Here is a 17,502-nt window from a genome sequence, read left to right on the forward strand (position 1 = left end):
ATAGGCTGTCAGGCATGACGCACAGTCGCGTGTCGATGGCGTTGCCACCTGCTGGGCCCGCCGACCTGACCCAGCTGGCCGACCGGGTCGCAGCCTCCGGACCCCGGGTCGAGCTCTGCTCGCCGTACGACCACGAGGTGCTGGCCACGATCCGCACCTCCACCCGGGAGGACGTCCGCACCGCAGCCGCAGCGGCGCGGCAGGTGCAGCCTGGCTGGGCCGGCCGGCCGGTCGAGCAGCGGGCCAGGGTGCTGCTCGACTTCCACGACCGGCTGATGGACCGCCGCGACCATTTCGTCGACCTGGTGCAGCGCGAGTCAGGCAAGTCGCGGCTGGCCGCCGTCGAGGAGGTGCTGCACGTCGCCGTGACCGCCCGCTACTACGGCCGGACCGCCCAGCGTCATCTGCGCAGCGAACGCGGCCTGGGGCTGTTCCCGGTGCTGACCAGGCTCGACCGGAACTACCTGCCGAAAGGCCTGGTCGGCGTCATCGGGCCCTGGAACTACCCGTTCACGATGATGGTGTCCGACGCCCTGGCGGCGGTGGTCGCCGGTAACGCGATCCTGGCGAAACCGGACGCGCAGACGCCGTTGGTGTCGCTTGCTGCGGTGGAGCTGCTCGAGGAGTGCGGGTTGCCGAGCGGCCTGTGGCAGGTGGTCAACGGCGACGGCGGCCAGATCGGCCCGGCACTGATCGACCAGGTCGACTATGTCTGTTTCACCGGCTCGACCGCGACCGGGACGAAGATCGCTGAACAGTGCGCACAGCGGCTGATCGGCTGCTCACTCGAGCTCGGCGGCAAGAACCCGCTGCTTGTGCTGGCCGACGCCGACGTCGACAAGGCCGCCGAGGGCGCCGTCCGGAGCTGCTTCTCCAACGCCGGCCAGCTGTGCGTGTCAGCCGAACGGATCTATGTCAGCGAACCGCTGATGGCCGAATTCTGTGCCGCGTTCGTGGCCAGGACCCGGGCTCTGAAGCTGGGTCGCTCGATGGGCTTCGACTCCGAGATGGGGTGCCTGATCGATGCCGCCCACCTTCAGCGCGTCGAGCGGCACGTCGACGACGCGCGTCGCAAGGGTGCGACCGTGCTGACCGGAGGGCAGCGGCGCCCCGACCTGGGCGAGCTGTTCTTCGAGCCCACCGTCCTGACCGGCGTCACTCCCGAGATGGACTGCTATGCGGACGAGACGTTCGGCCCGGTGGTGAGCATCTACCCGGTGGCCGATGACGAGGAGGCGGTGGCGCGGGCCAACGACTCGGCCTACGGCCTCAACGCAAGTGTCTGGACGTCCGACCCGGAACGCGGACGCCGGGTGGCCGCCCGGATCCGCTGCGGTTCGGTGAACGTCAACGAGGGGTTCGCCGCGACCTTCGGCAGTATCGATGCGCCGATGGGCGGGATGAAGGGGTCCGGGCTGGGCCGCCGGCAGGGGATCGAGGGGATCCGTCGCTTCGTCGAGGTGCAGTCGGTGGCCACCCAGTCGGGGGTGCCCATCGCACCGAGCCACGGGATGGACGCGGGCACGTTCACCGCCGTGATGACCGGGGTGCTGCGGGTGCTGCGGAGGATCGGCCGGCCCTGACAGGCGGCTCGCCGACGACCCCGACCGGGCTCCGGGGTCATGCCTCGGCCGACACGCTGTCGGCCCCGGCCGTGGCGATGTCTGCCGGGATCGTCGCGGTGCTGTCCCGCAGACCGGCGGTGAGCGTCTCCAGCAGGGTGACCGCCGTCGGCAGCTGTGCCGCGGGGATCTGGTGGAAGGCGGCTTCGAACCAGTGCTGGCTGATCGCCAGTACCTCGTGACCGCGCCCGGTCAGGCGGACGATGGCTCGGCGGCGGTCCTCGGGATGGGAGGCGCGCTCGACGAAACCCACCGCCTCGAGCCGGTCGATCAGGCTGGTGACAGAGCTGGTGGTGCGGCCCAGGAGGTTGGCGAGCTCGGTCTGGCCCAGCTCTCCACGCGTACACAGATAGCTGATCGCCATGGTCTCGGTGACCCCGACGCCGAAGTGAGCGGCTACGGCCTGTCGGTAGGCCTCACCCGCCAGCGTGAACTCACGAAGGGCGGCGGTTGCCTCCCGGAGCGCCGGCGGGCCCGTGATCGCCGCGACCTGATGGCTGTCTGAACGGTGCGCGCGCACGGTGGGGCCCTCCGGGCCTGCTGGTCCCCCGAGGTTGTCCGACTGTCGAACAACTAGACACTAGTATTACCAGAGCATAGACTGAACAGCGATGTAGCACTCAGGGTGTCACCAGCACTACCGGCCGGCCCACCAGGTGACTCGCATCGAGCTCGATGGCACGAATCTCGGGGGAAGTTCGTCGGGGGCATCGAGGCGATGCGGGCAGGACCTGGGCGGGGCCCGGCGCGGCGGGATGACGGTGGTTCACCCCAGCAGGCCTAGCCGGTGAGTGTTTCTCCTGATCGCTGCTGCGGGGGGCAGCTGGATCTCATCCACGCAGTGGCTCTGCGGCTGCCCCTGGCTGGACTTCCCCCGGTCCTCCGGGGGCAGCTTCAGTTCTGCCGGTCGGCCGCCCTGCCTGCCGCCACCGATCTGCCTGCGCCCGATCTTGGGGCTCGGACCGCCGACCGCCGCGCGCCACGGAGGCTCTAGACTCCAATCTCCGACACCGGCAGCTGGCGAGAGGCCCGACCGCACCCATGACTGAGCTGGACCATGACCTGGTTGTCGTCATCGACTTCGGTGCGCAGTACGCGCAGCTGATCGCCCGCAGGGTGCGCGAGGCGAAGGTCTACTCCGAGATCATGCCGCACACGTCGACGGTGGAGCAGATCGTCGCCCGCCGGCCGAAGGCCATCATCCTTTCCGGCGGCCCACAGTCGGTGTACGCCGAGGGGGCTCCGCAGGTCGACCCGCGGCTCTTCGAACAGCAGATCCCGGTCTTCGGCATCTGCTACGGCTTCCAGGCGATGGCCCGGGCGCTGGGTGGCGACGTGGCCCGCACCGGATTGAGCGAGTTCGGCCGGACCCCCACCGTCGTCGACAACGCGGGCGTGCTGCTCGCAGGGCTGCCGGCCGAGCTCAGCGTGTGGATGAGCCACGGTGACTCGGTGGCGGCGGCGCCGGCCGGTTTCGCTGAGCTGGCTCGGTCATCGGGTGCTCCGATCGCGGCCTTCGAGAACGTCGAGCGGTCGCTGGCCGGCGTGCAATGGCATCCCGAGGTGCAGCACAGCCAGGCGGGGCAGCGGGTGCTGGAACGCTTCCTGTACGAGATCGCGGGCTGTACGCCCGACTGGACCGCGAAGAACATCGTCGAGGACTCCGTGGCGTCGATCAGGGAGCAGATCGGCGACAAGCACGTGATCTGCGGTCTCTCCGGTGGCGTCGACTCGGCGGTGGCCGCGGCGCTGGTGCAGAAGGCGGTCGGTGACCAGCTCACCTGTGTCTTCGTCGACCATGGACTGCTGCGCAAGGGCGAGGCCGAGCAGGTGGAGCGGGACTATGTCGCGGCCACCGGTGTCGACCTCAAGGTGGTGGAGGCGGCCGACCAGTTCCTCGACGCGTTGGCCGGGGTCATCGACCCTGAGCAGAAGCGCAAGATCATCGGGCGCGAGTTCATCCGCACCTTCGAGGCGGCGGCCCGGCAGGTCGTCGGCGAGCACAGCCACGACGGCGAGGTCGAGTTCCTCGTCCAGGGCACCCTCTACCCGGACGTGGTGGAGTCGGGTGGAGGTGAGGGCGCCGCCAACATCAAGAGCCACCACAACGTCGGCGGGCTGCCCGAGGACCTGCAGTTCAAGCTGGTCGAACCGCTGCGGACGCTGTTCAAGGACGAGGTCCGAGCCGTCGGCGAGCAGCTCGGACTGCCGGCCGAGATCGTCTGGCGGCAGCCGTTCCCGGGACCAGGGCTCGGCATCCGGATCATCGGCGAGGTGACCCGGGACCGGCTGGCCATTCTCCAGGAGGCAGACGCGATCGCCCGGGCCGAGCTCAGCGCGGCCGGCCTGGACCGCGAGATCTGGCAGTTCCCGGTGGTGCTGCTCGCCGACGTCCGCTCCGTGGGGGTGCAGGGTGACGGCCGCACCTACGGGCACCCCATCGTGCTGCGCCCGGTCACGAGCGAGGACGCCATGACCGCCGACTGGGGCCGGCTGCCGTACGACGTGCTGGAGAAGATCAGCACCCGGATCACCAATGAGGTCAGGGAGGTGAACCGGGTGGTGGTCGACATCACCAGCAAGCCTCCCGGCACCATTGAATGGGAATGAGTGTGGGACGACTGGTGTAGTGACGCAGAGCCGAGACCGGGCAGGTCTCGGCTCTCTCTCGTTGAGGGTCAGACCCGCGGCGGCTGACCGTCGCCTCGGACGTCCTCCGCAGTCCCCTCACCGGTGCTCGACGAGGAGTCGCCGGGGGTGGCACCTTCCTCCGCCGGCGCAGCGGGCGAGGCCGTGGCCGACTCCTGCTCCGGCGCGACCGGTTCGGTTGAGGGGCCTTGGCTGGCGGCGGACTGCTGACCCCACTGGGCGGTCGCGTCCGGGCCCGAATGAGTGGGGGGCTGGGCCGCCGGCTCTCCACTGCGCTGCTCCCAGGGTGCCCCCTCGGCGCCCCAGACCGCCTCGTCGCTGCTCGGCTGCGGCTGGCTGCCGTACTCACCGGGTGTGGACGCCTGAGCGGGGCTGGCCTGATCGCCGTATCCCTGCCCCGCGGGCTGGTAGCCCTGCGGTTGGTACGGCTGGAAGCCCTGCTGCGGCGGGTTCACCGGGGGGTAGTGCGGCGGCGGAGCCGATCCCTCCTCGGGGATGACGAACAGCGCCACGATATAGGCGATGATCGGCACGCCGGTGAACAGCGAGAGGACCACCGTCAGCACCCGCACCAGCGTCGGGTCCATGTTCAGATACTTGGCGACGCCGCCGCAGACGCCGCCGAGCACCTTGTTCGTCTTGCTGCGTTCGAGCCTCTTGGGAGCCTGGTAAGGCGGCGGTGGATACGGATTGGTCATGTCATGCCTTCCTTGGTCATGGTGGGTGTGGTCATGCAGCAGCGGTCGTATCCGGGACTCAAGATCATTCTCTGTTCCGGGACAGTGTCAACCCCAAGAGGCCGACGATCACGAGGCTCAGCGGGGCGGCCACCTTGAGCAGCTGCCAGTTGATCGTCCCGACGACGGTGAGCCACAGGGAACCGGCGGCTACCCCGGTCATCAGCAGCCCGACGATCAGGGCCAGTACGTCGATCCGCCGCCTCATCGGTGCACCTCCAGCTTTCCGCGGTCGACCGACAGCATCAGGGTCAGCGTGGGCCCGTCCGCTGCGGACCGGATGCTCGACGTCCCGTGCAGGTTGCCGCCGAACTCCGCCTCGACGCCGTCTCGGAGGTATGCCCCGGTGCCGACCTGGTACTGGATCCGTACGTCCGTGTCGGGCGGGACGGTGACCTCGAGGCTGCCGTAGTCGACGTGCGCCGAATAGGTCGTGTCCTTGGTGAGGTCGAGCTGACGGAGGTCGACCTTGAGCTGACCAGCACGCAGGTAGTCGGGGCTGGCCGGCAGGGTGGCTGCGGTGTAGCTGCGCGGCGCCGCCGTCTCCCAGCCCTGCTGCGCCGCCAGCGGGCCGCTGACTGTGGTCGTCACCACCGCGAGCAGCAGGGCGAAGCCGGCGAGGAGCAGACCGCGGGCCCGGCCGAACCAGGCAGCTGCCACCAGCGTCAGACCGACCACCAGCAGGGCGCTGGCAAGATAGACCGTGAGGGGGATGACGGCACCCAGACTCTCGGCGAGGCCGAGACTGGACAGCGTGAGGCCGAGGACCACCAGGGAGACCAGCCGCAACCGCCTGGCAGAGCGGGTGTCGGCCCGCTTCACGACCGGTGCTGCAGCAACCGTCACCGGCTGCTGCTCCGTGTACAGGCCGACCGGGTCCGCGGTGGCGAAGAAGGCGTCCGGCTCGCTCCACGGGCCGGCCGGGGGCTCGAGCGGGACTGGATCAGACTGCGGTGGCGCGACCGTCGGCCCGGACGACCCGCGGACGTCCACCTGCCCGCTGACACCCATGGGCGTTGATGGCGGCGTCTGCTGCTGGCGCGCCAGCTGCTGGGCCTCCAGGATCCGCCGCTGCCAGGCCTCGGCCGCCTGGGTGAAGGGGGTGGGCGCTCCGGGGTAGCGAGCGAACTGCTGGGCGGATGGCGGGCTCGGTGCGCCGAGTGCGCCCGGTGTGGCGGCGGACGATTCGCCCGGTTGGTGTTGGCTGGGGGCAGTGGTGTCCTCGCGTATCGGGCGGTGGCGGTAGTAGCCGAAATACCAGATCGCTGCCAGGATCACCGCAGGCCCGAACCCGAACGGGATGATCGATCCCAGGGTGGCCATGGTGACGACGGCGGCGACGGCGACGATGACGATCCACACCTCGCGCGGCCAGCGCCGCGCCTGTGGGCCGAGCACATCCTCGATGGGCGCCCGGTCCTTGCCCTCGACCGGGATGAGCAGCCAGCCGGCCGCGTACAGCACCAGGCCGATGCCGCCGCTCAGGGCCAGCATCGCCCAGCCGACCCGGACCAGCACCGGATCGACGCCCCAGTGTCGGGCCACGCCGGCGCACAGACCGGCCACCTTGGCGTCGGTCGCGCTGCGGCGCATCGTCCAGATCGAGCTCATGCACCCATCCTGCCGACTCCGGCCGGTGCGGACCATCAGGGACCACCCCCAATTGGCCCCCTCGCCGGGTCAGGTGCCAAACCGACTCCTGCTGAGGGCTGCGACGACCGGGGCGAGGCTGCCGGGGGAGCCCCCGGCAGCGCCGGTTGCCGAATCGGGGTTAACTGGGTGACGACCCCGCTGGCGTACGACCGGCGCGCGTGTGAGGCTTGAAGCACCATGTCCACCACTGAGTCGAGCGAAGCCGAGGCGGTGACGTCGGCCGCCGACCGCCCGCCGACGGCGACGCCGTCGGGCGTTCCCGACCAGACGGCGCCCCCACCGGACGGCACCGACCAGCCTGCTGGAGCGTCGTCGCCTGCTGCGCTGCCTGCTGCCGTGGCGGCCGCTGAGCGGGCCGAGCAGCGACCGCGGGCAACCCGGGTGGCCGAGGGAGCCCTGCTCGGCGGTGTCTGCACCGGCCTGGCCCGGCATCTCGGCTGGCCGGTGATGGTGATCCGGGTCGGCTTCGTCGCGCTGCTGCTGATGCAGTTCATCGGTGTGATCGTCTACGGCGCGCTGTGGCTGTTGATGCCCCCGGAGTCGGAGACGAAGGCCCCCGGCCTGGACGCGGCCAGCCGTCGGGGGATGCGCGACCAACGGGCACAGTCGGCCCGCCGGGCGGATGTTGGTGTCGTCGTCGCCCTGATCGCCCTGGCCGTCGGGCTGCTGTGGATCGTCCAGATCAGCGGGCTCGGGATCAGCCAGCAGCTGTTCTGGCCGGTCGCCTTCGCCTGCGCGGGGGCCGCACTGGTGTGGCGCCAGGCCGACACGGCACGACAGCAGCAGTGGATGGCCGAGACGGGCGGCCGGGTCTGGCTGGCGCCGTTCGTGGCCCGCGGCGGCTGGCCGGCCCTGTTGCGCGTAGTGGTCGGGCTCGGCCTGGTCGGCGGCGCCTTCGGCCTGGTGATCGCCCAACAGGGCAACCTGGCCCAGCTGCCGCAGGTGATGGCGATGACCGTACTGGCGCTGACCGGCCTGGCGGTCGTACTGGCGCCCTGGCTGCACCGCTCGCGATCGGCGCTGAACCAGGCGCGCGCGGAGAAGGTGCGGGCCGACGCCCGCGCTGACATGGCCGCCCACCTGCACGACTCGGTGCTGCAGACCCTGGCGCTGATCCAGCGACAGGCAAACGATCCCAAGGCGGTGCAGGCCATCGCCCGGCGGCAGGAGCGTGAGCTGCGGAACTGGCTGTACGGGGACGAGCTGGCCAGGACAACGCTCAAGGCAGCCCTGACCCTTGCCGCCTCCGAGGTGGAGGATGAGCGGGCGGTACCGGTCGAGCTGGTGGTGGTCGGCGACTGCGACACCACCGAGTCCGTCAGCGCCCTGGTGCAGGCAGCCCGTGAGGCGATGGTCAATGCGGCCAAGCACTCGGGTGCGACGAAGATCGACGTCTTTGCCGAGGTCGACGACGACCGGGTGGAGGTGTTCGTCCGGGACCGGGGCAGGGGCTTCAGACTGGACGAGGTGGCCGAGGACCGGATGGGCGTCCGAGGCAGCATCATGAACCGGATGAAGCGGCACGGCGGGACAGCACGGATCAGATCAACGGCCGAAGACGGCACCGAGGTACGACTGGAGATACGCAGATGAGCGATACCACCCCCACCACCGGCGACCAGAACGGGTCGGTCCCCGGCCGCTCGCGGGTCGTTGTGGTCGACGACCACGCGATGTTCCGTACCGGGGTCAAGGCAGAGATCGGGACCGCCGTCGACGTCGTCGGTGAGGGCGCCGATGTGGACTCCGCGGTGGCGGCCATTCTGCAGACCAGCCCCGACGTGGTGCTGCTGGACGTCCATCTGCCCGGCGGTGGCGGCGTCGAGGTGCTGCGCCGGGTGCACGAGAAGAACCCGGACCAGAGATTCCTGGCGCTCTCGGTCTCCGATGCGGCGGAGGACGTGATCGGGGTGATCCGGGCTGGTGCCCGGGGTTATGTCACCAAGTCGATCAGTGGGGACGAGCTCGTCGACGCCATCCGCCGAGTGGCCGAGGGTGACGCGGTGTTCTCGCCGCGGCTGGCCGGGTTCGTGTTGGACGCGTTCTCCGGCGCGATCGACATCGCGGCGGTCGACGAGGACCTCGATCGGCTGTCGCAGCGTGAGCGCGAGGTGCTCCGGCTGATCGCCCGCGGGTACGCCTACAAAGAGGTCGCCAAGGAGCTCTTCATCTCGATCAAGACGGTGGAGACCCATGTCAGCAGCGTGCTGCGCAAGCTGCAGCTGTCCAACCGGCATCAGCTCACCCGCTGGGCCACCGACCGTAGGCTGGTCTGAACGAGCAGGACACCCGGCGAGGGGGAGAGATCATGGCGCAGGTCGTCGGCACCATCATCTTCGGAGCGGTCATCGGCGTCATCGCCCGCCTGGTGCTGCCCGGCAGGCAGGCGTACGGCTGGGTGGTCACCGTGCTGCTGGGGATTCTCGGGGCGTTGATCGGTTACTGGGTATGGGGTCTGATCGGCAACGGCAACACCTCCGGCATCGACGTGGTCCGCTGGATCATCAGCATCATCGCAGCGGCGATCCTGAGCTTCGCCTACACGGCCCTCACCAAGCAGAAGCAGGTCTGACCGCGGCTGCGGCGCTGCCGGACGCCGAGGCGGCTGCTCCCTCGTCGGTTCAGGATTGGCCTGACTGCTAGGTTTCGCTCCATGGAGATCGTCCAGCAGATCCTCGTGCTCGTGCACCTGGTCGGGTTCGCGTCGCTGTTCGGCGGGTTCCTGGTGCAGATGCGGACCGCGCATCCGGAGGTGAACCCGGCCATGCTGCACGGCGCCCTGACCCAGTTGGCCAGCGGGCTGGTGCTGGTCGTGCTGCTGGAGGTCGGCGACGAACCGGTCAACCACGTCAAGATCGGGATCAAGCTGTTGGTCACGCTGGCGATCACCGTACTGGTGGTGAAGAACCGCAAGTTCGAGTCCATCCCCCGAGGGCTGTGGGCGCTGTTGGGTGCGCTGACGCTGCTGAACGCCGCGCTTGCGGTGCTGTGGAAATAGCGCCCCCCCGATGAGACTGTCCGCCCGCGTCGACTACGCACTCCGAGCCGTGTCCGAGCTCGCCGCAGCGGATGCCCCGCGCACCGTCGACCAGCTGGCGGCCGCCCAGAACATCCCCGGCAAGTATCTGGAGAGCATTCTCGGTGAGCTGCGTCGCGGCGGCCTGCTCCGCAGCCAGCGGGGCCCCGACGGCGGCTACCGGCTGGGCAGACCGGCCGACCAGATCAGCATCGCGGACGTGATCCGCGCCTTGGACGGGGAACTGGCCAACATCCGGGGTAGTCGGCCCGAGAACCTGGAGTACGTCGGTGCGGCAGCGCCCCTGCAGGAGGTCTGGATCGCCCTGCGCGCCTCCGAACGGGCGATCCTGGAGGGCGTCACCCTCGCCCATGTCGCCAGCGGCACCCTGCCGAAGGCGGTCGCCAACCTGGTGGCCGACCCCTCCGCCTGGGCCTGAGCCCGCCGTCGCGGCAACCCGTCCAACCGAATACTGAGACCCCCCGTGACAGCGGGCTCAGCCCCCGTTAAGGTTTCTCCATCTTCCCTAGTGAGTCACTAGGATTCATCGGAGCAATGGAGAACCCGGGATGCGCAAACTGATCGTGCTGGCCCTCGTCGGCCTGGTGGCTCAGCTCGTCGACGGCAGCCTCGGGATGGGGTACGGGGTCACCTCCACCACGCTGCTGGTCGTCGCGGGCCTGACCCCGGCCGCGGCCTCGGCTTCCGTCCACTTCTCCGAGCTCGGCACCAACATCGCCTCCGGCGTCGCCCACTGGCGGCTCCGTAACGTCGACTGGCGGGTGGTCGCCCGGATCGCCGGGCCCGGCGCCGTCGGCAGCTTCCTCGGCGCGACGCTGCTGTCATCCCTGTCCACCGATGCCGCGGCCCCGCTGATGTCGACCCTGCTGGCCGTCCTCGGGCTCTACGTCCTGGTGCGCTTCGTCCTCGGCCGCCGACCCGGTTTCCGCCGGCAGCTGACCGCCCGCTTCCTCGCCCCACTCGGTCTGGTCGCCGGCTTCGTCGACGCCACCGGCGGCGGCGGTTGGGGACCTGTGGCCACCCCCGCCCTGCTCGCCGACGGGCGGCTGGAGCCGCGCAAGGTGATCGGCTCGGTCGACACCAGCGAGTTCGCGGTCAGCGCCGCCGCCAGCCTCGGCTTCCTGATCGGCCTCGGCGCCGGGGGAATCAGCTGGAGCTTCGCACTCGCGCTGCTGGCCGGCGGCCTGGTCGCTGCGCCACTGGCGGCCTACCTCGTCCGGGTCGCACCCGCCCACGTACTGGGCATCGTGGTCGGTGGGATGATCCTGGCCACCAACACCCGGGTGCTGCTGAAGACCTTCGACACGGCGACGCCGGTACGGCTGCTGGCGTACGGTCTGATCCTCGCGCTCACCGTGGTCGCCCTCTCGCTGGGAGTCGCCCGGACCCGTCGACAGGCCGCCCAGCAGGCGGAGTCGCCGGCCGAGCTGGTCTCCGCCTGACCCCTTGGAGACTGGGCAGGTCCTCGCCGCACCGTGCAGACGTCCGGAGGTCTGCCCACAGTGACCACGGCCTGCACGGACGAGCGGCAGGGCTACAACAGCGGCCGCAGCGGTGTCAGGACCGTCTCGGAGAACTTCACCATCGCGTGCCGCGCATGCCACTTCTCCAACGTCAGCTCGATGGTGTTGGACAGGTCGACCTCGAAGATGTGCTCCATCTGCCGGGCCACGTCGCGGTCGAACACCTCCATATTGATCTCGTAGTTGCCGGTCAGGCTCAGCCGGTCGATGTTGGCGGTGCCGATGGTGGACCACTGTCCGTCGATGGTCGCGGTCTTCGCGTGCACCATCGCCCCCTGGTAGAGGAACAGCCGGATCCCACCCCGCAGCAGCTGGCTGTAGTAGCCGCGGGAGAGCCAGTCGGCGACGATGTGGTTGGACTCGGCCGGCACGATGATCCGGACGTCGACCCCGCGGCGGGCCGCCTGGATCAGGGCCCGGAGCATGTCCTCGTCCGGGATCAGGTATGCGTGCGTCAGATAGACGTGGTGGGCGGCGCGGTCAATCGCCTCCAGGTACATCCCGCGGATCGGGTAGACGAAGTGCCGGGGGATGTTGCGGTGCAACCGGATCGTCGGCTGCCAGTGCAGGCTGCCCCGGTCGGGGATGCGGTGCTTGTTCGCCGACAGGTTCCAGTAGTCGATGAAGGCGTTCTGCACGTCCCAGACGATGTCGCCGGTGAGCCGGGCATGGGTGTCGCGCCAGTCGGTGGCGTACAGCGAACCGATGTTGTAACCGCCCAGGAAGGCGGCGTCATCGTCCACCACCAGCAGCTTGCGGTGGTCCCGACCGCTGTAGCGGGGGTGCAGGAAGCGGTAGCCGCCACCGACCAGCGGGTGGCGTTGCACCTTGACGTTGTCCGGGAAGTGGAAGAACGAGCGCGGCACCACCAGGTTCGCGAACTCGTCGAAGGCGACATAGACGTCGACGCCGCGGTCGGCGGCGTCGATCAGCGCCTGCTTGAACGACTGGCCGACGGCGTCGCCCTTCCAGATGTAGGTCTCGAAGAAGATCCGGTGCTTGGCCTGCCGGATCGCGCCGAGCATGTCGTAGAACAGGTCCTCGCCGTAGGTGTAGACGGTGACCTCGGAAGTGCCGGCCGTCACCGACCGAGCCGGGACCCGTGGGAAGACGGCCGGAGCACGGTTCCGCTTCCGGCGATGGTCGACCACCAGCAGGGTCCCGATGGTCGCAGCCTGCACCGCAGCCACCGCCAGCGCGGTGCGCTTGATGATCTTCCTCACCGGAATCCGGCTCAACCACATGCGATCAAATCTACCCGCTTCGGGCCAGGCCCGGCCTGTCGGTCGAGGCGTCTAAGGTTGACCCAGTCATGACTAGCCTTTCCGACGCCGAACCGTTGTTCCCGCCACCGTCAGACCGTCCCCGCCCCAGCCGTGCCGAGGGCCGGTCGGCGCGCGGCACCGCCGACCTGCTGGACGGCCTGAACGGGCCTCAGCGGCAGGCCGTGGTGCACCAGGGCGGGCCGGTGCTGGTCGTCGCCGGGGCCGGCTCGGGCAAGACCAGGGTGCTGACCAGGCGGATCGCCTACCTGGTGCGCGAGCGCAAGGTGCACCCCGGCTCCATCCTGGCGATCACCTTCACCAACAAGGCGGCCGCCGAGATGCGCCACCGGGTGATCGACCTGGTCGGCAACCGGGCGAAGCTGATGTGGGTGTCCACCTTCCACTCGGCCTGCGTCCGCATCCTGCGGGCCGAGATCGGCCGGTTCGGGCTGACCCGCACGTTCTCGATCTATGACGACACCGACTCCAAGCGGCTGATGCAGCTGGTCTGCAAGGACCTGGATCTTGATCCCAAGCGGTTCCCGGTCCGGCAGGTGATGAACTGGGTGTCCAACCTGAAGAACGAACTGGTTGACCACGAGTCCGCCTCCCAGCATGTCAGCTCCACCAACGAGGAGAGCTACCTCGAGGCTTACAAGGCCTACCAGCAGCGCCTGACCCAGGCCAACGCGCTGGACTTCGACGACCTCATCATGACGACCGTGCACCTCCTGCAGGCGTTCCCGGACGTACGCGAGCAGTACCGACGCCGGTTCCGGCATGTCCTGGTGGACGAGTACCAGGACACCAATCACGCCCAGTACGCGCTGATCCGCGAGCTCTGCGGCGAGGAGGGGGACGGCGCCGACGGACCGGTCGCGGCGCCGGCGGAGCTGATGGTCGTCGGCGACTCCGACCAGTCGATCTACGCCTTCCGCGGGGCGACCATCCGCAACATCAACGACTTCGAGTCCGACTTCCCCGGTGCGACCACGATCCTGCTGGAGCAGAACTACCGCTCGACCCAGACCATCCTCAACGCCGCCAACGGTGTCATCGTGCAGAACCAGGGCCGGGCCCCAAAGCGCCTCTGGTCCGACTCGGGCGACGGCGAACGGATCGTCGGCTATGTCGCCGACTCCGAGCACGACGAGGCCACCTTCGTCGCCGAGGAGATCGACCGGCTGCACGACGCCGGGAACGGTCGGTACGGCGACGTCGCGGTGTTCTACCGCACCAATGCCCAGTCCCGTGCGTTCGAGGAGGTCTTCATCCGGGTCGGGCTGCCGTACAAGGTGGTCGGCGGGGTCCGGTTCTATGAGCGGCGGGAGATCCGCGACGCGATCGCCTACCTGCGGGCGATCGCCAACCGCTCCGACGACGTCTCCCTCCGGCGGATCCTGAACGTGCCCAAGCGGGGGATCGGCGACCGCGCCGAAACGGCCATCGAGGCGCTGGCCAGCCGCGAGCGGATCAGCTTCGCCGAGGCGCTCCGCCGAGCCGACGAGGCCCCCGGTCTGGCGACCAGGTCGGCCAAGCAGATCGCCGGCTTCGTGGACTTCCTGGAAGCACACGAGGCCATGGTCGGCGAAGGAGTTCCGGCCGACCAGATCCTGACCAGCGTGCTGACCGAGTCCGGCTACCTGGCCGAGCTGCAGGACTCCAGCGACCCGCAGGACGAGACCCGGCTGGAGAACCTGGTCGAGCTGGTGGCCGTGGCGCGGGAGTTCGTCGCCGGGGCGGCGGCAGCGGCCGGTCCGGTCGGCGCCGAGGGCGACACCGGGGTGTCGGCGCCGACCGACCTGTTCGGAGCGGGTCTGATCGGGACGGACTTGTTCTCCACCGGGCCCGCTGCGGCGGCGAGCCCCCAACGGCTTCCGGCGGCTCCGGAGCTGCATCTCGACGAGGACCCCGAGTTCGACCTGGCGGCCGGAGCGCCTGAGCCGGACAGCTCGCTGGGGGCGTTCCTGGAACGGGTGTCCCTGGTCGCCGACTCCGACCAGATCCCCAGCGCCGACCCGGACGACGCCGGGGCGGTCACCCTGATGACGTTGCACACCGCCAAAGGGCTCGAGTTCGACACCGTCTTCCTGACCGGTTTCGAGGACGGAGTGTTCCCGCATCAGCGGGCGCTCGGGGACAAGGCCGAGCTTGAGGAGGAGCGCCGTCTGGCCTATGTCGGCATCACCCGCGCCCGCCAACGGCTGTATCTGTCCAGGGCTGTGGTGCGCGCCGCCTGGGGTGCACCCCAGCACAACCCGCCGAGTCGGTTCCTGGACGAGATCCCCTCCTCGCTGCTCGACTGGCGGCGGACCGAGAGCGCCCAGACCAGCTGGCGCTCGACCTCGGCCACCAGCCGGATGGGACAGGGTTCGTGGTCGGCGGGGCGCGGCGGCGCGGCGTTCAGCTCCAAGCCGAAGATCAGGGAGATCCCCAACCTCACGGCCGGCGACCGGGTGCTGCACAGCACCTTCGGCCTCGGCTCGGTGGTGGCGACCTCAGGGGCCGGCGATAGCGCGAAGGCCGATGTCGACTTCGGCTCCGCCGGGATCAAGCGGTTGTCGCTGCGGCACGCGCCGCTGGAGAAGCTCTGAGAGTTCTTTAGGGCCCGCTAGCTCAGGGGTTGAGCCCGCGGGAACGCAGCCAGGGCTCGGGATTGATGGCCCGGTAGACGTCGCCGGGGGTGACGCCCGCCGGGTACACCTCGAAGTGCAGGTGCGGGCCGAAGGTCCGCCCGGTCATCCCGACATGCCCGATCAGCTGGCCACCGGACACCGACTGGCCGACGCTGACCGAGACCGAGGAGAGGTGGGCATACAGCGTGCTGGTGCCGTCGCTGTGCCGGATGGTGATGTAGGTGCCGGCCCAGCCCGAGGCGGACCCGGGCCCGGCGTTGGTGACCACGCCCGAGGCCGGCGCATGCACCGGCGTACCGACGGGGGTAGCGAAGTCGAAGCCGGTGTGATATCTCGCCCAGGCCCCGACCTGACCGAACCGCGCGGCAACGCTGTAGCCGCTGGTGATCGGCAGCGAGGCGCCGCCGGTGGCGTTCGCGGGTCGGGTTGCGGCGGCTGTTCCGTTCTGGCCAGCCCTCGACCGCGATGTGCTGGGTGCCCGCTGGGCGAGCTTGGCGGCGTTCTTCTTTGCCGCAGCCTGCTCAGACCTGAGCTCCTTGGCCCGGGCGGCCAGGGCCCTCTGCTGGGCTGCCTTGCTGGTCTTGGCGGTCGCCTTGTTGAGCTCGATGGCGCGCTTCTGCGCCTGTTCCGCGACGGTGGCCGAGTCCAGCGCCGGGCGGTCAACGCCGCGGCTGGTGTCGGCGCCCGTGTCGCGCCGCTCAAAGGCCGACGGCTGCGCGACCCCGGGGGCGACCGTCTTCTGCACCGCAACGGCCTCCGCCGTGTGCTGGGCATTTCCGGTCAGTACGAGGGAGCCTGCGACGCCGAGGCCGAGGGCGGAGACCGCCAGGGCAGCGATGCCGTGCTGCAGCCAGCCCTTCCTGTCCCAGGCCCTGGTGCTGGGAGCGACGTCCTCGATCAGCGCTCGCCGGGGTTGGCTCCGGCCGGAGAAGCTGCGTAACAACGTGTGAGCCCTTCGTTCAGCGATGGATGCTTCCGCTTCGCTGAACGACTCATGGTTACTCGGCCAGTGAAGCCCGCCCTGTTGGAGACAATGGACGGTGAACTTCCAGAACCATAACGGATGAGTAACGAGAAGCAAAAAGCTCTGGTGCAACCAGTTGGCTCAGTGGTATTGAGTGCACCCCCTGCTGAGCGGGGGAGTGAGAGCAAGGTCACGTTTGACGACCGTGCACTCGGGGTGGGGTCAGCGGGTCTGGACTCCGTTGGAGGCGAGCCAGGGCAGCGGGTTGATGGCCCGGTACACGTCGCCGTACCGGACGCCGGCCGGGTACAGCTCGAAGTGCAGGTGGGCGCCGAAGGCGCGGCCCGTCTCGCCGACGTAGCCGATGATCTGGCCGGCCTGGACCGACTGGCCGCTGCTGACCGCCATCCTCGACATGTGCGACGACATGGACGTCACACCGCCCGCGTGCCGGATGGCGACATGGTTGCCGGCCCAGTCGCCGCTGTTGCCGGCGAAGACGACGATGCCGTTCTGGACGGCGCGGATCGGGGTGCCGTAGCTGGCCCGGAAGTCGAGCCCGGTATGCCACCTCGACCAGGAACCCCACTGCCCGAACTGGGCTCCGACCACGGCGCCCGCCACGGGGGACACTCCGCGACCGGTGGAGATGGCGCCAGCGTCGATCTGCGGGGAGGTGGGGGTCGGCTGCTGGTTCTGCTGGTCCGACGCCGCGGTCCCGGTGGCGCCGCCGTTGCCATTCGGCTCGCTGGCCTGCTGGGCAGCGGCCTCGGCGGCCTTACGGGCCTCCTCGGCCTGGCGCCGCTTCTCTTCAATTAGGCGGAGCTCGTTGGCCTGGGTCTGCTTCTCGGTCTCGGCGAGCTGCGTGCGGCGGGCCTGGTCGCTCGCCTGGGCGGCACGCAGAGCGACACTCTGCTGGGCACGGACCAGGGTGGCCTGGCGCTGAGCCGCCTGCTCGGCTACCCGCGCGGTCCGGATCCGGGCGCGCGACGGGTCGGCGTCGCCGCTGCGGGTGAAGACGAGCGTTCCACTCTCGGCGTCTGCCGTTGACCCGACGGTGCGTCCGCCGGTCTGCGGCCCGGCCCACTCCTGCTGGGCGGGGACCGCGAGGGTCGAGTCCGACTGCCGGACCATCGACGTCCGAGCGTCCGGCGACACCGGCCCCGCGCTCTGAGCACTGGTGGTGAGAGCTACCGAACCGGCGACAGCGAGGCCGAGGGCGGAGATGGCGAGTGCAGCGAGACCGTGCGACAGCCAGCCGCGGCGGTCGTCCGACTCCAGCGCCTCACGCTTGCGGCCATAGAGCACCTCATGGCCTGAGCCTGTCGAAGGCGCTTCACGCTTCGGCGTGCGCTGCGACACGTACGGATCTCCTCGGTCAACGACTTCACTGGCCCGGCACCCGGAACGGCCTTC

General features: G+C 69.7%; 16 protein-coding genes and 1 pseudogene. 10 read left to right on the forward strand and 7 right to left on the reverse strand.

All coding sequences use genetic code 11. The features are described 5' to 3' along the window. The first annotated feature begins 14 nt into the window (after positions 1-14). On the forward strand, positions 15-1,583 hold the full coding sequence (locus JOE57_RS12870; RefSeq protein WP_204918532.1) for a succinic semialdehyde dehydrogenase: 1,569 nt from the start codon (positions 15-17) through the stop codon (positions 1,581-1,583). A 37-nt stretch (positions 1,584-1,620) separates the two neighbouring features. On the opposite strand, the gene JOE57_RS12875 is transcribed toward JOE57_RS12870, so the two are convergent. Then, on the reverse strand, positions 1,621-2,142 hold the full coding sequence (locus JOE57_RS12875; RefSeq protein ID WP_204918534.1) for a MarR family transcriptional regulator: 522 nt from the start codon (positions 2,140-2,142) through the stop codon (positions 1,621-1,623). 521 nt (positions 2,143-2,663) lie between these two features. Between JOE57_RS12875 and guaA the strand changes: the two genes are divergently transcribed. Further along, the gene (gene guaA / locus JOE57_RS12880) at positions 2,664-4,232 is read left to right on the forward strand and encodes a glutamine-hydrolyzing GMP synthase (RefSeq protein WP_204918536.1); all 1,569 of its coding nucleotides are present in this window, start codon (positions 2,664-2,666) and stop codon (positions 4,230-4,232) included. 68 nt (positions 4,233-4,300) lie between these two features. On the opposite strand, the gene JOE57_RS12885 is transcribed toward guaA, so the two are convergent. The 3 genes from JOE57_RS12885 to JOE57_RS12895 all read right to left on the reverse strand — a co-directional run bounded on the left by JOE57_RS12885 (position 4,301) and on the right by JOE57_RS12895 (position 6,619). Continuing rightward, the gene (locus JOE57_RS12885; RefSeq protein WP_204918537.1) at positions 4,301-4,969 is read right to left on the reverse strand and encodes a PspC domain-containing protein; all 669 of its coding nucleotides are present in this window, start codon (positions 4,967-4,969) and stop codon (positions 4,301-4,303) included. A 64-nt stretch (positions 4,970-5,033) separates the two neighbouring features. After that, positions 5,034-5,216 (reverse strand): hypothetical protein, encoded by a 183-nt coding sequence (locus JOE57_RS12890; protein WP_204918539.1) that lies wholly within the window; start codon positions 5,214-5,216, stop codon positions 5,034-5,036. Beyond that, positions 5,213-6,619: a PspC domain-containing protein gene (locus tag JOE57_RS12895; protein ID WP_204918540.1), complete on the reverse strand. Its 1,407-nt coding sequence runs from the start codon at positions 6,617-6,619 to the stop codon at positions 5,213-5,215. Before JOE57_RS12895 ends, JOE57_RS12890 begins: the two co-directional genes overlap by 4 nt. 219 nt (positions 6,620-6,838) lie before the next feature. On the opposite strand from JOE57_RS12895, the gene JOE57_RS12900 reads away from it, so the two are divergent. The 6 genes from JOE57_RS12900 (at position 6,839) to JOE57_RS12925 (ending at position 11,140) form a co-directional block, all read left to right on the forward strand. Further along, the gene (locus JOE57_RS12900) at positions 6,839-8,254 is read left to right on the forward strand and encodes an ATP-binding protein (RefSeq protein WP_204918541.1); all 1,416 of its coding nucleotides are present in this window, start codon (positions 6,839-6,841) and stop codon (positions 8,252-8,254) included. Then, positions 8,251-8,937 carry a response regulator gene (locus tag JOE57_RS12905; RefSeq protein ID WP_204918543.1) on the forward strand — a complete coding sequence of 229 codons (687 nt, stop codon included), beginning with the start codon at positions 8,251-8,253 and terminating at the stop codon, positions 8,935-8,937. Before JOE57_RS12900 ends, JOE57_RS12905 begins: the two co-directional genes overlap by 4 nt. A 32-nt stretch (positions 8,938-8,969) precedes the next feature. Further along, the gene (locus tag JOE57_RS12910; protein ID WP_204918545.1) at positions 8,970-9,233 is read left to right on the forward strand and encodes a GlsB/YeaQ/YmgE family stress response membrane protein; all 264 of its coding nucleotides are present in this window, start codon (positions 8,970-8,972) and stop codon (positions 9,231-9,233) included. Positions 9,234-9,314: 81 nt separating this feature from the next. Continuing rightward, the gene (locus JOE57_RS12915) at positions 9,315-9,659 is read left to right on the forward strand and encodes a hypothetical protein (protein WP_204918547.1); all 345 of its coding nucleotides are present in this window, start codon (positions 9,315-9,317) and stop codon (positions 9,657-9,659) included. Between the two features lie 10 nt (positions 9,660-9,669). Further along, a complete protein-coding gene (locus tag JOE57_RS12920; protein WP_204918549.1) occupies positions 9,670-10,116 on the forward strand; it encodes an RrF2 family transcriptional regulator in 447 nt (148 codons plus the stop codon). Positions 10,117-10,246: 130 nt separating this feature from the next. Further along, positions 10,247-11,140, forward strand: coding sequence for a sulfite exporter TauE/SafE family protein (locus JOE57_RS12925; RefSeq protein WP_204918551.1), 894 nt, complete (start codon positions 10,247-10,249; stop codon positions 11,138-11,140). Positions 11,141-11,232: 92 nt separating this feature from the next. Here JOE57_RS12925 and JOE57_RS12930 read toward each other — a convergent pair whose 3' ends face one another. After that, the gene (locus JOE57_RS12930; protein WP_204918553.1) at positions 11,233-12,465 is read right to left on the reverse strand and encodes a phospholipase D-like domain-containing protein; all 1,233 of its coding nucleotides are present in this window, start codon (positions 12,463-12,465) and stop codon (positions 11,233-11,235) included. 68 nt (positions 12,466-12,533) lie between these two features. On the opposite strand from JOE57_RS12930, the pseudogene JOE57_RS12935 reads away from it, so the two are divergent. Next, a pseudogene (locus JOE57_RS12935) lies at positions 12,534-14,267 on the forward strand (UvrD-helicase domain-containing protein); the annotation flags it as partial. Between the two features lie 3 nt (positions 14,268-14,270). Next, positions 14,271-15,080, forward strand: a complete 810-nt coding sequence (locus JOE57_RS19380) for a 3'-5' exonuclease (protein ID WP_476703441.1) — start codon at positions 14,271-14,273, stop codon at positions 15,078-15,080. A gap of 22 nt (positions 15,081-15,102) precedes the next feature. Here JOE57_RS19380 and JOE57_RS12940 read toward each other — a convergent pair whose 3' ends face one another. Both JOE57_RS12940 and JOE57_RS12945 read right to left on the reverse strand, forming a co-directional pair. Continuing rightward, the gene (locus JOE57_RS12940) at positions 15,103-16,065 is read right to left on the reverse strand and encodes a M23 family metallopeptidase (protein WP_204918556.1); all 963 of its coding nucleotides are present in this window, start codon (positions 16,063-16,065) and stop codon (positions 15,103-15,105) included. 243 nt (positions 16,066-16,308) lie between these two features. Continuing rightward, complete coding sequence (locus tag JOE57_RS12945; protein ID WP_204918558.1) at positions 16,309-17,448, reverse strand: peptidoglycan DD-metalloendopeptidase family protein; 1,140 nt, start codon at positions 17,446-17,448, stop codon at positions 16,309-16,311. Positions 17,449-17,502: the final 54 nt, after the last annotated feature.

This window comes from Microlunatus panaciterrae (assembly GCF_016907535.1).
GTDB lineage: Bacteria > Actinomycetota > Actinomycetes > Propionibacteriales > Propionibacteriaceae > Microlunatus > Microlunatus panaciterrae.

Coding starts and splice junctions, on each gene's coding strand:
- guaA (WP_204918536.1), top strand. CDS start 2,664: ATGACTGAGCTGGACCATGACCTGGTTGTCGTCATCGACTTCGGTGCG.
- JOE57_RS12905 (WP_204918543.1), top strand. CDS start 8,251: ATGAGCGATACCACCCCCACCACCGGCGACCAGAACGGGTCGGTCCCC.
- JOE57_RS12925 (WP_204918551.1), top strand. CDS start 10,247: ATGCGCAAACTGATCGTGCTGGCCCTCGTCGGCCTGGTGGCTCAGCTC.
- JOE57_RS12885 (WP_204918537.1), bottom strand. CDS start 4,969: ATGACCAATCCGTATCCACCGCCGCCTTACCAGGCTCCCAAGAGGCTC.
- JOE57_RS12895 (WP_204918540.1), bottom strand. CDS start 6,619: ATGAGCTCGATCTGGACGATGCGCCGCAGCGCGACCGACGCCAAGGTG.
- JOE57_RS12870 (WP_204918532.1), top strand. CDS start 15: ATGACGCACAGTCGCGTGTCGATGGCGTTGCCACCTGCTGGGCCCGCC.
- JOE57_RS12920 (WP_204918549.1), top strand. CDS start 9,670: ATGAGACTGTCCGCCCGCGTCGACTACGCACTCCGAGCCGTGTCCGAG.
- JOE57_RS12910 (WP_204918545.1), top strand. CDS start 8,970: ATGGCGCAGGTCGTCGGCACCATCATCTTCGGAGCGGTCATCGGCGTC.
- JOE57_RS12900 (WP_204918541.1), top strand. CDS start 6,839: ATGTCCACCACTGAGTCGAGCGAAGCCGAGGCGGTGACGTCGGCCGCC.
- JOE57_RS12930 (WP_204918553.1), bottom strand. CDS start 12,465: ATGTGGTTGAGCCGGATTCCGGTGAGGAAGATCATCAAGCGCACCGCG.
- JOE57_RS12890 (WP_204918539.1), bottom strand. CDS start 5,216: ATGAGGCGGCGGATCGACGTACTGGCCCTGATCGTCGGGCTGCTGATG.
- JOE57_RS12915 (WP_204918547.1), top strand. CDS start 9,315: ATGGAGATCGTCCAGCAGATCCTCGTGCTCGTGCACCTGGTCGGGTTC.